Raw genomic sequence first — 15,001 nt, forward strand, 5'->3', positions numbered from 1 at the left:
GTGCAGGCCAATGACTAAGCCGCAATTGCAGAAGACCTCTCTCGGCACGAACGCTGTGGGCGAGCGCCTGAAGCTGGTGCGGCAGGATTCCGGGCTGACGCTGGCCGATGTGGCCCAGCGCACCGGCGTCTCCGTCTCCAACCTCTCGAAGATCGAGCGTGGTGAGGTGTCGCCGTCTTTCGACGTGGTGATCCGGCTCTGCGAAGGCCTCGGTATCGCCATCGAGCAGTTCGTCACGCCGGGGCTGAAGCCGACCGTCAGCGGTCGCAAGACCCAGACCGAGCGCGGCCAGGGCGTGCCGTTCTCCACCGAGCAGTATGCCTATCTCGCCCATTCGACCGAAATCTCCCGCAAGAACATGATTCCGCTGGAGATGTGGGTAACGGCGCGCTCTCCGGACGAGTTCGCGGACTGGGGTCAGCATGAAGGCGAAGAGTTCGTCTATGTGATCTCGGGAGAAATCGAGATTCATACGGACCAGTACGCGCCGTTTCGCGTCGGCCCCGGGGGAAGTGCCTATTTCGACAGCGGCATGCGGCACGTCTACGTCTGCGTGAGCAAGAGCGCAGCCCATATTCTGTCGGTCTCCTATAATCCGCGGGGCGCTTCCGCGCCGGTCGAGCGGTTCATGCATCCTTCGGCCCGGCCCGGGCGGACGGAGAAATAGGCGAGCAGATCGCCCTGCAGGCCGGCGGAGAACCGGCGCCACGGCGAGACAACGTCCTGATAACCACAACTTCCAGTTGCCATTCTTTCATGGAGAACAGCCATGCGTTCGTCTGTGCTAAGCCTTGCCATCGCTGCTTCGATCGCGCTGGCAAGCGCGCCGGTTCTGGCCGATGCGCCCAAATGCGAACCTGAGAAGGTCGCCGAGAAGTATCCGGAACTCGCCGGCAAGACGCTGCTGATGGGGGCCGACGGCCAGACCCCGCCCTATGCCTATCTCGACTCCAAGACCAACACCCTGGTCGGCTCGGATATCGATCTCGCCAAGAAAGTCTTCGATTGCATCGGCGTGAAATACGAAATCCGTCCGGCCGCCTGGTCCGGGCTGTTCCCGGCGGTCGTCGCCGGCCAGATGGATCTCATGTACTATCTCTACTACAACCAGAAGCGGGCGCAGCAGGGCGATTTCATCGTCTACATGAAGGCCGGCACCGGCGCGCTGACGCAGAAGGGCAATCCCAAGAACATCAAGTCGCAGGACGACCTCTGCGGCAAGACGGTCGCGGTCGGCCTCGGCTCGGTCGAGGAGGCGCAGATGAAGGAGCTCGGCGGCAAGTGCGTCGCGGCGGGCAAGGAGACGGTCAACGTGATGACCTATTCCGACCACGCCGCCGGCTTCCGGCTGATCGCCAACAACCGCGCCGACATCATGCTCACCGACCTTGCGCTGGTGGACCGCACGGTGGTGGACAACCCGACTGTCTATGAGCGCGCCTACGGGATCATCGGCAGCTTCCAGATCGGCGTCGCCGTGAAGAAGGGCAACAAGCCGCTCGAGGACGCCATTCTCGAAGGACTGAAGGCCGTGCAGGCCTCCGGCGGCGAGCAGGAGGTCTTCAAGAAGTACGGTGTCGATCCCGCGCTCGAGCTTCCCGCCGAACTCAAGACCAACTGATCGGGCAAGACTGATCGACATGCGCACTCGTCCGGCGGCCTCAGCGAGGTCGCCGGTTCGCGGCGCGCCTCCTTCTTTCTCCTGGGAGTGATCCGGTGGAGTGGGCGACCGAAGTCCTCAGCTATTTCACATCAGACTTTCTTTGGGCCGGTGCCGTCCTTGCCGTGAAGATCACCGTCGTGTCGATGGTCATAGGGCTTACCCTCGGCCTCTTCCTCGCCCTGATGCGCATGAGCGAATATCGCCCGATCGCCGGCGTCGCCTGGGTCTATATCTGGGTCATGCGCGGCACGCCGTTGCTGCTGCAGCTGGTGTTCATCTTTGACGCCTTGCCGCTCATCGGGCTCAAATTCGACAGCTTCACCACGGCCGTCATCGGGTTCTCGCTCAATCAGGCCGCGTTCTCGGCGGAGATTTTGCGCGGCGGCATCCTCTCGGTAAACCCGCAGCAGGCGGTTGCGGCCTCCTCGCTCGGCATGGGGCCGATGCTGACCTTGCGGCGCATCGTGCTTCCGCAGGCCATGCGCGCCATCCTGCCGGCGCTCGCCAATGACACGATCGGCATGCTCAAGATGACGTCGGTCGCGTCCGTCATCTTCGTCAATGAGCTCACGTTCCGCGCCCAGCAGATCGTCGGCGAGAACTTCAAGTTCTTCACCGTCTTCGCCGGGGCCGGCCTCATCTATCTGCTCCTCACGAGCATCATTTCCATCGTCCAGATGACGCTCGAGCGCTCGCTCGACCCGGACCGGCGCCAGCAGGCGGGGCCGCGCGGACGGCTCGGCTTCGGGCGCAGGGGACAGGTCGCCGCGCCGGTGGCCGTCGCGGGTCCGGCGAGGAAGGCTTCCCGCGTCGAAACCGTGCGCGAGCTCATTCCGGCGTCATCGGCAACTTCGTCCGACCAGCCGTTCCTTCAATGCACCAACGTCTGGAAGGCCTATGGCGAGCGCGACGTGCTCAAGGGCATCAGCTTCGACGTGAAGCCCGGCGAGGTGGTGGCCGTCATCGGGCCGAGCGGATCGGGCAAGTCGACGCTCCTGCGCCTCGTCAACCATCTCGAATCCATCGACCAGGGCGAGATCCGCGTCGGCGGACGCTATGTCGGCTACGTCAAGGAGAATGGACATCTCAAGCCGACCTCGGGCCGCGCCAGGGCGCGCGCGGAAGTGGGCGTCAGCATGGTGTTCCAGTCCTTCAACCTGTTCGCCAACCTGACCGCGCTCGAGAACATCATGGAAGCGCCGGTCCGCGTCCACGGCGTGCCGAAAGCCGAGGCGGAGGCGCTGGCGCGCCGGCTCCTCGCCGCGGTCGGCCTCTCCAGCCATGCCGACCATTTGCCCCAGCACCTGTCCGGCGGCCAGCAGCAGCGTGTCGCCATCGCCCGCGCTCTCGCGGTCAAGCCGCGTCTCATGCTGTTCGACGAGCCGACCTCCGCGCTCGATCCCGAGCTGGTCGGCGAGGTGTTGAGCGTGATGCGCGCACTTGCCGAGGCCGGCATGACGATGGTCATCGTCACCCACGAGATCCGCTTCGCACGAGAAGTCGCCGACCGCGTCGTGTTCTTCGACGACGGCAACATCGTCGAGGAGGGAGCGCCCGCCGATGTGCTCGACAGGCCTAAGATGGAACGCACCCGGCAGTTCCTGAGCGCCATCAGCAACGAAAGCGACGACGAGGAGGTTGCGTGAACCCCGATCCTCTCGACCGCGACATTCTTGCCGCCGAGGTGGTGATCGTCGGGGCCGGGCTATCGGGGAGCGTGGTCGCCCGGCGACTGGCGGAAGCCGGCGTGGACGTGCTGTGCCTGGAACAGGGGCCGCGTCCGGACCCCGCCTCCTATCGCGGAGAGCATGACGACTGGGAGTTAACCTCCTTCGGCCCCTGGAGCGCCAGTCCGAACATCCGCCGCGGACCCGGCGATTACCTCATCGACGACAGCCGCTCCGATATCAAGCCGATGATGTACAACGGCGTCGGCGGCGGCACCGTGCTCTATGGCGCGCAGTGGATGCGCTTCATGCCGTCCGACTTCCGCACCTATTCGACCGACGGAGTGGGCGACGACTGGCCGGTTTCCTACGAGGAACTCGCGCCCTTCTACGACCGGATCGATATCGATTTCGGCGTCTCCGGCCGCAACGGCGATCCGGCCATGCCGCCCCAGCCCGATTATCCGATGGAGGCGCTGCCATTGTCGCCCGTCGGCCGCAAGATCATGCAGGGGCACGCCAGGCTCGGCTGGCACTGCTGGCCGGGCTCGAACGCGATTACCAGCCGCACCTATCAGGGACGGCAGCCCTGCGTTCAGCTCGGCGTATGCGGGCAGGGTTGCCCGGTCGGCGCCAAGACCAGCGTCGACATCACGCACTGGCCCGTCGCCGCGGCGCGCGGCGCGCGGCTTCTCACCGGCGCGCGCGTCTCCCGCGTAACGCTGGACGCGTACGGGCGCGTCGATGGCGTCGTGTTCCGGGCATCGGACGGCGTCGAGCGCAAGGCACGTGCGGGAACGGTGATCGTCGCCGGTAATGCCATCGGCACCGCACGCCTTCTCCTCGCCTCACGCTCGGCGATGTTTCTCGATGGGTTGGCCAATCGCTCCGGCATGGTCGGCAGGCGGCTGATGCTGCACCCGTTCAGCCGGGCGGTCGGCCTGTTCGACGAGCCGCTCGAAAGCTGGCAGGGGCATTGGGGGCAGACCGTCTATTCCCTCGAATTTGCCGCGACCCGCCCCGATGTGGGCTTCGTTCGCGGCGCAAAGTGGAACCTCGGCCCGTCCGGCGGGCCGCTTGGCGCCGCGCTGTTTCCCTGGCCGAACGAACCGCTCTGGGGCGAAGCGCTGCATCGCCATGTCGATGCCTGGCTCGGCCGCAGCGGTGTCTGGGGCATCATCTGCGAAGACCTGCCGGAAGAGAAGAACCGGGTGGAGATCGATCCTGCGAGGCTCGATGCCGATGGAAGTCCCATCCCCATTCTGCACTACAGGCTTTCGGAAAACTCGAGGGCGATGCTCGCCTTCAACCTTGCGCGGGCGGAGGAGTCGCTGCAGGCCTCCGGAGCCATCCAGACCCTTACCGTGCCGCTGCTGCCGGACTTTGGATGGCATCCGCTGGGAACATGCCGTATGGGCGACGATCCCATGACGTCGGTCGTCGACCGCTTCGGGGCCTCGCACGACGTGCCAGGCTTGCACATCGTGGATGGTAGCATCCTGGTGACCGGCTCCTGCGCCAATCCTGCGGCAACGATCGCCGCTCTCGCCCTGCGAGCGGCCGAGCAGCTGATCGCCACGCGGGGGCAGTCCTGATGAACGGCGAACCTCTATCGCTGACATCCCGCGAGCGCGCCGTGCTGGCGGAGATCGCCGATATCCTGGTGCCGCGCTATGGAGACATGCCATCGGCATCCGATGTCGGATTGTGCGAGGGGCCGATCGATCGGGCGCTCGGCGCGCGGCCGGAGCTTCTGGTTCCTGTGCGCGATCTAGTCGCCCGGGCGCATGGGCGCCATGCGCAGGACGTCGTTCGGGAGATCGAGAAGGACGATCGGGCTGTCCTTCTCGCCGCGCTGCAACTGATTGTGGGAGCCTTTTACATGCTGCCCGAAGTGCGGAGGCTCCTGGGTTATTCCGGGCAGATGCGCAAGGCGCTGTAGGGCGTCCGCGAAGGGAAGATGGCGACGAAGCGACCCCAGCCAAGGTCCGTTTTGCGTTGGCACGACTTCCGCCTCTTGGCGAAAGGAGACCCGAACGCCCCCTCAAATGCAGAAATTCACTAAGCGGGCTGGTGAACCCACTTCGTCAGCCTACAGCCCTGCTCACTCAGCAATGCAATAATGTGGGGTGAAATGGCGGTAACTGCATCGGTGAACGTCAAAAGATTTAATAAAATCAATGGCTAATGCAATGAAGTTGGCGGAGGGAGCGGGATTCGAACCCGCGATACGGTTCCCCGTATACACACTTTCCAGGCGTGCGCCTTCAACCACTCGGCCACCCCTCCATCGGCAGGCGCTTCGCCGCCGCAGGGGCGCGAGATATAGGGAAGCGGGGCGGCTGGCAAGTCCATAGACAGGCCGGAAGATCCGGCCGGCCGCTTACGGCGGGAGGCCGCGCCCGGCGGCCGGGCACGTTCGGCTTCGCGACGCAGCGGATCATTGCGTGTCCCCGGCCTGGCCCGGCCGGCCGCGAGGGGGCGATGCGATGGCGCAAGCGCGCGCCGGCCGTCGTAGCCCCCGGATGCCGCCCCCGGCGCGGATAAGACGCGCGCCCCGGAGACCGCGCCGCTACTGCGGCGGCGTGGTCGAGGTGATGGCGCAGGTCGCGGTGTCGGCCTTGACGCCCATCAGGTGCACCTGGCCGTCGCCCTTGGTGCCGGCGACGATGTTGTAGAGAGTCACGCTGGCGCTGCCCGCGGGCTTGCTCCCCGCGGTGAAGTCGCAGTTCACCACCGCGCTCTCCAGCGTCGCCTGGGTGCCGTTGGTGACCGACACGTTCATCACTGACCCCACCGGATCGGAGAAGATCTGGCCCTGATGAAGCTCCAGGGCCGGCTCCGCGGCACCGGCGGGGACGGCGGCGAGGAACATGGCGCCCGCCAGGGCAGGAACGGCCAGCAGGAAAGCGTTGGGCTTCATCGATTATCTCGCGAACGGGCGGCCGGCGGCGTGCGGGCCCGGCTGATTGCAATAGCGTCCGCCGCAGCGCGAGCCTAGTGGCTGCGCCGGCCAAATCAACCCGATTGCGCCGTCAGTCCGCCGCAACGTCATGCCATAAGGGCATCGTCGGGGACGGGCGCGCCCGACGATGCCCCGCCGCCGGCAGCCGGGACGGGGAAGGACGGGTGCGCGGGCCCGCGGCCGGGAGAAGCGTGACCCATACAACACTATGCAAGGATAAACTTGGATTTTACTTGAGCGATAAAGCCGTTCCACGGCGGTAGACAAGCCTAGTGCCGCCGGTATATTTCCAGCGCGGAATTGCCAGGCATGGGGAAAACGGGATGAATCCGAGCGCACGTCGGTCCGGTCTGCGGTGCCGTTGGCTGGGAGCGATCGTGGTCGTGGCGACCGCGGGAGCGCTCGCCGCCTGCTCGGAAGAGAACAAGTACGTCGCCCCGCCGCCGCCCCAGGTCACGGTGACCACGCCGCTGGCGCATCCCGTCACCCGCTATCTCGAGCTCACCGGCAACACCGCCTCGATCAACACGGTCGATCTCGTCGCCCGCGTCGAGGGCTTCCTCACCGCCATCGACTACAAGGACGGCGCGGTGATGAAGAAGGGCGACCGGCTGTTCCTGATCCAGCAGGACACCTACCAGGCCGATCTCGACCAGTCCAAGGCGCAGCTTGCCTCGGCCCAGGCCCAGCTCACCAACACGCAGGCCGAATATCAGCGCCAGTCCACCCTCGGCCAGCAGGACTTCTCGTCCCAGGCGGTGGTCGACAAGGCGCGCGCGGCGATGGAGCAGGCGCAGGCGTCGGTCGACGCGGCCAAGGCCAATATCGAGATCGCCACCATCAATCTCGGCTACACCAACGTGGTGGCGCCGTTCAACGGCATCGTCACCCGCCACCTCGCCGATGTCGGCCAGCTCGTGGGCCATGGCGAGCCCACCAAGCTCGCCACCATCGTGCAGATGGACCCGATCTACGCCTATTTCAGCCTGAGCGAGAACCAGGTGCTGCGGATCAAGCAGGCGCTGGCCGCCACCGGGCGCACCATCGAGCAGGTGAAGGAGGTCGAGATCGACATCGGCCTGCAGAACGAGGGCACCAGCTACCCGCACAAGGGCCATCTGGACTACGTCTCGCCCGAGGTCGATCCCTCGACCGGCACGCTGCTGGTGCGTGCCATCTTCGACAACAAGAACCTCGCTCTGCTGCCGGGCCTGTTCGTGCGCGTGCGCATTCCGGTGCAGAAGATCCCGGACGCGCTGCTGGTCGAGGACACCGCGATCAGCGACGCCCAGCAGGGCCGCTACGTGCTGGTGGTCGACAAGGACAATGTGGTCCAGCAGAAGGTCATCACCACCGGCCAGCAGATTGGCGACCTGCGGGTGGTCGAATCCGGCCTGACAGTGGACGACCACATCGTGGTCGGCGGCATCCAGCGCGCCACGCCGGGCTCGAAGGTCGACCCGCAGATGCAGCCGCCGCCGAAGGCCCCGGCCGATCTCGTCGCGGCGACGCCCGAGCCGGCGAACGGTGCGGACGGCAAGCCTGCGGATGGAACGCCTTCGGATGCCGGCAAGCCCGCGGATGCCAAACCGGCGGAGTCCGCGCCGGCCGGCACGGCGCCTTCCGGCTCCGCGCCCTCTGATTCATCGCCTGCCGACCAGTCGCCCGCGAAATCCGCGCCCTGATCCGAGGGCCTCGCCCCCGGCACGCCCGCACCGAAGGTCAGAGCCATGATCTCACGCTTCTTCATCGAACGGCCGGTTCTCTCGAACGTTCTGGCGCTGGTGTTCGTGCTGATCGGCGCGGTGGCGCTGATCGAGCTGCCGGTCGCGCAGTACCCGAACGTCGTGCCGCCGACCGTCCAGGTGACGACGCGCTATCCGGGCGCCAGCGCGCGCACGCTGGTGGACACGGTGGCCCTGCCGATCGAGCAGCAGGTCAACGGCGTGCAGGGCATGCTCTACATGCAGTCGACCAGCGCGTCGGACGGCACCTACACGCTCACCATCACCTTCGCCATCGGCACCGATCCCGACTTCGCGCAGGTGCTGGTGCAGAACCGCGTCGCCATCGCCATGGCCTCGCTGCCACAGGCGGTGCAGCTCCAAGGCGTGACGACGCAGAAGAAATCGACCGCGATCCTGCAGTTCGTCGCGCTCTATTCGCCGGACGGCTCCTATGACAGCCTGTTCCTGGCCAATTACGGCATCATCAACCTGCAGAACGAGATCGCCCGCCTCGACGGCGTCGGCAACGTCAACGTGTTCGGCGCCGGCGAATACGCGATGCGGGTCTGGCTCAACCCGGACGAATTGCAGTCGCGCGGGCTGACCCCGCAGGACGTGATCGACGCGATCCAGCAGCAGAGCCAGGAGGTCGCCTCCGGCGTGGTCGGCATGCCGCCGGTGCCGAAGGGGCAGAACTTCCAGTACACGCTCACCGTCGCCGGGCGGCTGAACGACGCCGCCGACTACGAGAACATCATCGTCAAGGTGAGCAACGAGGATGGCGGGCGCATCACCCGGCTGCGCGACGTGGCGCGGGTCGAGCTCGGCTCGCAGACCTACAGCCAGACCTTCACCTTCAACGGCAAGCCCGCCGCCGCGCTCGGCATCTACCAGCTTCCGGAGGCGAACTCGCTCCAGGTGGCGACCGAGGTGCGGGCGAAGATGGCCGAGCTCGCCAAGAACTTCCCGCCCGGCCTCGCCTACCAGATCCCGTTCGACACCACGGTGTTCGTGACCGCCTCGATCGACGAGGTCTACAAGACCCTGTTCGAGGCGGGCATCCTCGTCCTCATCGTCATCCTCGTCTTCCTGCAGGACTGGCGCGCGACGCTGGTGCCGGCGACCACGGTGCCGGTCACCATCATCGGCACCTTCGCGGCCATGGCGGCGATGGGCTTCTCGGTGAACCTGTCGACGCTGTTCGCCATCGTGCTCGCCATCGGCATCGTGGTCGACGACGCCATCGTCATCGTGGAGGGCGTGGCGCGCCACATCGAGGCGGGCCTGCCCGGCCGGCAGGCGGCCGAGAAGGCGATGGACGAGCTGTTCGGCCCGATCATCGGCATCACGCTGGTGCTGATGTCGGTGTTCATACCCGCGGCCTTCATGCCGGGCCTGACAGGCCAGCTCTACCAGCAATTCGCGCTCGTCATCGCCGCGACGGCCTTCATCTCCGCCATCAACGCGATGACGCTGAAGCCGACGCAGTGCGCGCTGTGGCTGCGCCCGCCGGTGCCGCCGGAGAAGCGCAATTTCTTCTATCGCGGCTTCAACGCGGTCTACGACGTCGCCGAGCGCTGGTACGCCCATCTCATCAGCCGCATGGTGCATGTGAGCTACATCACCGTCTCGGTGGCGCTGGTGCTGATCGGCATCGCCATCTGGGGCCTGACGCGGGTGCCGACCGGCTTCCTGCCGACCGAGGACCAGGGCTATGTGCTGATCGGCGCGCAGCTGCCGGACGCCGCCTCGCTGCAGCGCACCGACGATGTGATGAAGGAGATCTCCGACATCGTCTCGAAGACGCCCGGCGTGCAGGACGTGCTCGCGATCTCGGGCATCTCGGTGCTCGACAACAACGCCACCCTGCCCAATGCCGGCGTCGCCTATGTCATGCTCAAGGGCTGGGACGAGCGCGACAAGAAGGGCGAGGGTCTGCTGTGGATCTATGAGACGCTAAGCAAGGAGCTGGAGAAGGTCACCGACGCCTCGACCTTCGTGCTGGTGCCGCCGCCGATCCAGGGCATCGGCAACGCCTCCGGCTTCACCCAGATGATTGAATCGAAGGACGGCAGCTTCGACTTCGTTGAGCTGCAGAGCGTGACCCAGCAGATCGTCAAGAACGCCTCGAGCCAGTCCGCGCTGCAGCGCCTGAGCACCTCGTTCCGCGCCAACGTGCCCCAGCTCTTCCTCGAGATCGACCGCGTCAAGGCGGAGACGCTGGGCGTCACCGTCGGGCAGGTGTTCTCGACCATCCAGGGCTATGTCGGCTCGACCTACGTCACCCAGTTCAACGATTTCGGCCAGACCTTCCAGGCCTATATCCAGGCCGAATCCGGCTTCCGGCGCACGCCGGAGGAGATCCTGAACCTCAAGATCCGCACCCCCGCCGGCAACATGGTGCCGATCGGCACGCTGGCCAAGGTGCGCCCGATGTTCGGCCCGCCGCTGATCACGCTCTACAATCTCTACCCGGCCTCCACCATCGTCGGCGGCGCGGCACAGGGCTTCAGCTCCGGCCAGGCGCTGGACATCATGGGCCAGGTCGCCGAGCAGACCCTGCCGCGCGGCATGGGCTACAATTGGAGCGCCATGTCCTATCAGGAGGAAGCGGTCGGCAACGAGGTCTACTTCGTGTTCGGCCTCGCCATCCTGCTGGTCTACTTCGTGCTCGCCGGCCAGTATGAGAGCTGGATCCAGCCGCTCTCGGTGCTGCTCGCCGTGCCGCTGGCGCTGCTCGGCACGGTCGGCGCGCTGACCGCGATCGGCATCGCCAACAACCTCTACACCCAGATCGGCCTCATCCTGCTGATCGCACTATCGGCTAAGAACGCGATCCTGATCGTCGAGTTCGCGCGCGAGAAACGGGCCGAGGGCATGGAGATCATGGACGCGGCGGTGGAGGCGGCGCGGCTGCGCTTCCGCCCGATCCTGATGACCTCCTTCGCCTTCATCCTCGGCGTGCTGCCGCTGGTGCTGGCGACCGGCGCCGGCGCCAATTCGCGCAAGTCGATCGGCATCGCGGTGTTCTCCGGCATGCTGGCCTCGACCTGCCTCGCGGTGCTGTTCGTGCCGTCCTTCTACACGGTGTTCCAGCGCTTCGAGGAATGGCGGGCCGGCCGCAAGGGCAAGACCCCCGCGGCGCCCGCGCATGAGGGCCCGGCCGCGGGCGAGGCGACGCCGACGGCCTGAGGCCGGGGATCGCACGCCGGGCCGGAAGGGCCCAGCTTCGACGTGCACGGCTTCGAAGTGCCCGGCACGGACGGGTTCGCGCGAAGCTCGCGGCAGGGCGGACCTGCCGCTCGCCGTGGGCTGGGTCTCCCGCCCGGCCTTTGCCGCGACGGTGCTTCCCGCTTGATGCCGCTTCGCCTCAATTTGCGGCATCAGGGTGGTGAAACTCTGGGCGAGCGACGGGCCGATCCCGACCGCCGGCGCCGCCGGTGCCGTGCCGGCCGCGCGGCGGCCTGTGGCCGGATTGCGGCACGATTCGTGCGTTCGCTTCCGGGCGTGTTGGTTCCGCGACCGGGTGCTCCTAAGCTTCGTCGCCGCGCCGCGGTCCTGAAGTCCAGTGGGTGCCTATGACAATCTTTGCGAGCCTGCATCACGTCACGAGCTACAAGTACGACCGCCCGGTCGCGCTTGGGCCCCAGATCATCCGGCTCCGCCCGGCACCGCACTGCCGCACCCCGGTGAAGAGCTATTCGCTGAAGGTGACGCCCGCCAATCACTTCGTGAACTGGCAGCAGGACCCGTTCGGCAACTGGATGGCCCGCTTCGTCTTCCCCGAGAAGGCGACCGAGTTCCGCATCGAGGTCGACCTGATCGCGGACATGACGGTCTACAACCCGTTCGATTTCTTCGTCGAGGAATTCGCCGAGACGCTGCCCTTCGTCTATCCCGCCGCGCTCGCCAAGGAGCTCATCCCCTATCTCGAGGCGGAGGATGGCGGCCCGCTGCTCGACGCCTATGTCGAGAAGGTGCGCCCCGCCGAGGGCGACGCTACGGTCGACTATCTGGTCAAGCTCAACCAGCAGCTCCAGTCGGACGTGAGCTATCTCATCCGCATGGAGCCCGGCGTGCAGTCGCCGGACGAGACGCTCGATCTCGCCGCCGGCTCCTGCCGCGATTCCGGCTGGCTGCTGGTGCAGATCCTGCGCCGGCTCGGCCTCGCGGCGCGCTTCGTGTCGGGCTACCTGATCCAGCTCAAGCCGGACGTGAAGGCGCTCGACGGACCGACCGGCACCGAGGTCGACTTCACCGACCTCCACGCCTGGTGCGAGGTCTATCTGCCCGGCGCCGGCTGGGTCGGCCTCGACCCGACCTCGGGCCTGCTGTGCGGGGAGAGCCATCTCCCGCTCTGCGCCACCCCGAACTTCGCCTCGGCGGCGCCGATCGCCGGCTCCTATGCCGCCGACGAGGACACCCGCACCGATTTCGAGTTCGACATGCGGGTCACCCGCGTGGCGGAGAAGCCGCGCGTCACGCTGCCCTTCTCGGACGACGCCTGGGCGGCGCTCGACGCGCTCGGCGACCGGGTCGACGCCGACCTCGCGGCGCAGGACGTGCGCCTCACCATGGGCGGCGAGCCGACCTTCATCTCGATCGACGACTACCAGGGCGCGGAGTGGAACACCTCCGCCGTCGGCCCCACCAAGCGCATGCGCGCCGACGACCTGATCCGCCGCGTGCGCAAGCGCTTCGCGCCCGGCGGCATGATGCATTACGGCCAGGGCAAGTGGTATCCGGGCGAGAGCCTGCCGCGCTGGACCTTCTCGCTCTACTGGCGCAAGGACGGCAAGCCGATCTGGCGCGATGCCGACCTCATCGCCAATGAAAGCCTCGCCACCGCCACGGTGGAGGATGCGCGCCTCTTCACCGAGGGCCTGTCCGAGCGGCTGGGGATCGGCAACACCTATGCCACGCCGGCCTATGAGGACCCGGCGCACTGGGTGCTGAAGGAAGGCGACCTGCCCGACAATGTCGACGCGCTCGATTCCAAGCTGGAGGATCCCGAGGCGCGCGCCCGGCTGATGCGCGTGTTCGAGCGCGGCCTCGGCCGGCCGACCGGCTACGTGCTGCCGGTGCAGCGCTGGCAGAGCCGCTCCAAGCGGAGCTGGATCAGCGAGAAGTGGCGGTTCCGGCGCGGCAAGCTGTTCCTTATGCCGGGCGATTCGCCGGTCGGCTACCGGCTGCCGCTGGCGAGCCTGCCCTGGGTTCCGCCGGCCGCCTATCCCTATGTCAACCCGGCCGACCCGATGGCCATCGCCGGCGATCTGCCGGACGCGGAGACGCTGCACCAGCTCTATCGCCGCACCTCGGTGGACGACAACCAGCAGGACCAGGTCGACCAGGTGCTGACCGGGACCGGCTCGGTGCGCACCGCGCTCGCGGTCGAGCCGCGCGACGGCCGGCTCTGCGTGTTCATGCCGCCCACGGAGCGGCTGGAGGACTATCTCGAGCTGCTCGCCGCGATCGAGGTCACGGCGGGCGAGCTGAAGCTTCCCGTCCATATCGAGGGCTACACGCCCCCGGTCGACCCGCGGCTCAACGTGATCCGCGTCGCGCCCGATCCCGGCGTGATCGAGGTCAACGTGCACCCGGCCTCGAACTGGAAGACCTGTGTCGAGATCACCCGCGACCTCTACGAGGAAGCGCGGCTGTCCCGGCTCGGTACCGAGAAGTTCATGGTCGACGGGCGCCACACCGGCACCGGCGGCGGCAACCACGTGGTGGTGGGCGGCGCCACCCCGGCGGACAGCCCGTTCCTGCGCCGGCCGGACCTCCTCAAGAGCCTCGTCATCTACTGGCAGCGCCACCCCGCGCTGTCTTACCTGTTCTCCGGCCTGTTCATCGGCCCGACCAGCCAGGCGCCGCGCATCGACGAGGCCCGGCACGACAGCCTCTACGAGCTCGAGATCGCCATGGCCAACGTGCCCGCCCCGGGCACCGGGCAGGCGCCCCCGCCCTGGCTGGTCGACCGGCTGTTCCGCAACCTCCTGACCGACGTCACCGGCAACACCCACCGCTCCGAGATCTGCATCGACAAGCTGTTCTCGCCGGACGGGCCGACCGGCCGGCTGGGGCTGGTCGAGTTCCGCTCGTTCGAGATGCCGCCGGACTGGCGCATGAGCCTCGCCCAGCAATTGCTGCTGCGCGCGCTCATCTCCTGGTTCTGGCGCGAGCCGCAGGACGGGCCGCTGGCCCGCTGGGGCACCGCGCTTGCCGACCGCTTCATGCTGCCGCATTTCGTCTGGTCCGACTTCATGGACGTGCTCGATGATCTCGGCCGCGCCGGCTACCGCTTCGACCCGATGTGGTTCGAGGCGCAGCGCGAGTTCCGCTTCCCCTTCTTCGGCCAGGTCGAGCATGGCGGGGTGAGCCTGGAGCTGCGCCAGGCGCTGGAGCCGTGGCACGTGCTGGGCGAGGAGGGCGCGGTCGGCGGCACGGTGCGCTTCGTCGATTCGTCGGTCGAGCGGCTGCAGGCACGGGTCGAGGGGCTGAACCCGATCCGCCACGTCGTCACCTGCAACGGCCGCCGCCTGCCGCTGGTGCCGACCGGGCGCTTCGGCGAATACGTCGCCGGCCTGCGCTTCAAGGCGTGGCAGCCGGCCTCCGGCCTGCACCCGACCATTCCGGCGCACGCCCCGCTCACCTTCGACATCGTCGATCTGTGGTCGAACCGCTCGCTGGGAGGCTGCGTCTACCATGTGGCGCATCCGGGCGGGCGCAATTACGAGACTTTCCCGGTGAATTCCTATGAGGCGCAGGCGCGGCGTCTGGCGCGTTTCCAAGATTACGGCCACACTCCCGGCTACCTGTTCGTTCCGCCGGAAGAGCCGACGCCGGAGTTCCCCGCCACGCTCGACCTGCGGCGCCCGGCCAACATCTGACGGCTGGCGGCAGGAAAGCGTGAGCGCCCCTGGTCCCTCGCACGCCCGCCGCCGCCCGCGCGGCCGGCCGGCGGCGGACCCCGGGCGTG

9 protein-coding genes and 1 tRNA gene are annotated in these 15,001 nt (G+C 67.3%); 8 read left to right on the forward strand and 2 right to left on the reverse strand.

What is annotated here, in order from left to right; translation table 11 throughout:
• The first annotated feature begins 10 nt into the window (after nucleotides 1-10).
• The 5 genes from NVS83_RS11125 (at nucleotide 11) to NVS83_RS11150 (ending at nucleotide 5,272) form a co-directional block, all read left to right on the forward strand.
• Nucleotides 11-667, forward strand: coding sequence for a helix-turn-helix domain-containing protein (locus NVS83_RS11125; RefSeq protein ID WP_258732757.1), 657 nt, complete (start codon nucleotides 11-13; stop codon nucleotides 665-667).
• 102 nt (nucleotides 668-769) lie between these two features.
• Nucleotides 770-1,621, forward strand: a complete 852-nt coding sequence (locus NVS83_RS11130) for an ABC transporter substrate-binding protein (RefSeq protein ID WP_258739372.1) — start codon at nucleotides 770-772, stop codon at nucleotides 1,619-1,621.
• Between the two features lie 95 nt (nucleotides 1,622-1,716).
• Nucleotides 1,717-3,309: an amino acid ABC transporter permease/ATP-binding protein gene (locus NVS83_RS23455; protein WP_309486190.1), complete on the forward strand. Its 1,593-nt coding sequence runs from the start codon at nucleotides 1,717-1,719 to the stop codon at nucleotides 3,307-3,309.
• Nucleotides 3,306-4,925 carry a GMC family oxidoreductase gene (locus NVS83_RS11145; protein WP_258739373.1) on the forward strand — a complete coding sequence of 540 codons (1,620 nt, stop codon included), beginning with the start codon at nucleotides 3,306-3,308 and terminating at the stop codon, nucleotides 4,923-4,925. Before NVS83_RS23455 ends, NVS83_RS11145 begins: the two co-directional genes overlap by 4 nt.
• Nucleotides 4,925-5,272: a gluconate 2-dehydrogenase subunit 3 family protein gene (locus tag NVS83_RS11150; RefSeq protein WP_258739374.1), complete on the forward strand. Its 348-nt coding sequence runs from the start codon at nucleotides 4,925-4,927 to the stop codon at nucleotides 5,270-5,272. Before NVS83_RS11145 ends, NVS83_RS11150 begins: the two co-directional genes overlap by 1 nt.
• Nucleotides 5,273-5,529: 257 nt before the next feature.
• Here the strand turns inward: NVS83_RS11150 and NVS83_RS11155 are convergent.
• Nucleotides 5,530-5,619: transfer RNA gene (locus NVS83_RS11155), tRNA-Ser, on the reverse strand.
• 283 nt (nucleotides 5,620-5,902) lie between these two features.
• Nucleotides 5,903-6,253, reverse strand: coding sequence for a hypothetical protein (locus tag NVS83_RS11160; RefSeq protein WP_258739375.1), 351 nt, complete (start codon nucleotides 6,251-6,253; stop codon nucleotides 5,903-5,905).
• Nucleotides 6,254-6,618: 365 nt separating this feature from the next.
• On the opposite strand from NVS83_RS11160, the gene NVS83_RS11165 reads away from it, so the two are divergent.
• The 3 genes from NVS83_RS11165 (at nucleotide 6,619) to NVS83_RS11175 (ending at nucleotide 14,912) form a co-directional block, all read left to right on the forward strand.
• Nucleotides 6,619-7,980: an efflux RND transporter periplasmic adaptor subunit gene (locus NVS83_RS11165; protein ID WP_258739376.1), complete on the forward strand. Its 1,362-nt coding sequence runs from the start codon at nucleotides 6,619-6,621 to the stop codon at nucleotides 7,978-7,980.
• Between the two features lie 45 nt (nucleotides 7,981-8,025).
• Nucleotides 8,026-11,214 carry an efflux RND transporter permease subunit gene (locus NVS83_RS11170; RefSeq protein WP_258739377.1) on the forward strand — a complete coding sequence of 1,063 codons (3,189 nt, stop codon included), beginning with the start codon at nucleotides 8,026-8,028 and terminating at the stop codon, nucleotides 11,212-11,214.
• A 386-nt stretch (nucleotides 11,215-11,600) separates the two neighbouring features.
• Complete coding sequence (locus NVS83_RS11175) at nucleotides 11,601-14,912, forward strand: transglutaminase family protein (RefSeq protein ID WP_258739378.1); 3,312 nt, start codon at nucleotides 11,601-11,603, stop codon at nucleotides 14,910-14,912.
• Nucleotides 14,913-15,001: the final 89 nt, after the last annotated feature.

The organism is Ancylobacter mangrovi (assembly GCF_024752335.1).
GTDB classification, from domain to species: Bacteria; Pseudomonadota; Alphaproteobacteria; order Rhizobiales; family Xanthobacteraceae; genus Ancylobacter; species Ancylobacter mangrovi.

What these genes read in the sequence shown, in the direction of transcription:
- NVS83_RS11160 (WP_258739375.1), bottom strand. Translation starts at nt 6,253, where the DNA reads ATGAAGCCCAACGCTTTCCTGCTGGCCGTTCCTGCCCTGGCGGGCGCC.
- NVS83_RS11130 (WP_258739372.1), top strand. Translation starts at nt 770, where the DNA reads ATGCGTTCGTCTGTGCTAAGCCTTGCCATCGCTGCTTCGATCGCGCTG.
- NVS83_RS11125 (WP_258732757.1), top strand. Translation starts at nt 11, where the DNA reads ATGACTAAGCCGCAATTGCAGAAGACCTCTCTCGGCACGAACGCTGTG.
- NVS83_RS11150 (WP_258739374.1), top strand. Translation starts at nt 4,925, where the DNA reads ATGAACGGCGAACCTCTATCGCTGACATCCCGCGAGCGCGCCGTGCTG.
- NVS83_RS11170 (WP_258739377.1), top strand. Translation starts at nt 8,026, where the DNA reads ATGATCTCACGCTTCTTCATCGAACGGCCGGTTCTCTCGAACGTTCTG.
- NVS83_RS11165 (WP_258739376.1), top strand. Translation starts at nt 6,619, where the DNA reads ATGAATCCGAGCGCACGTCGGTCCGGTCTGCGGTGCCGTTGGCTGGGA.
- NVS83_RS11175 (WP_258739378.1), top strand. Translation starts at nt 11,601, where the DNA reads ATGACAATCTTTGCGAGCCTGCATCACGTCACGAGCTACAAGTACGAC.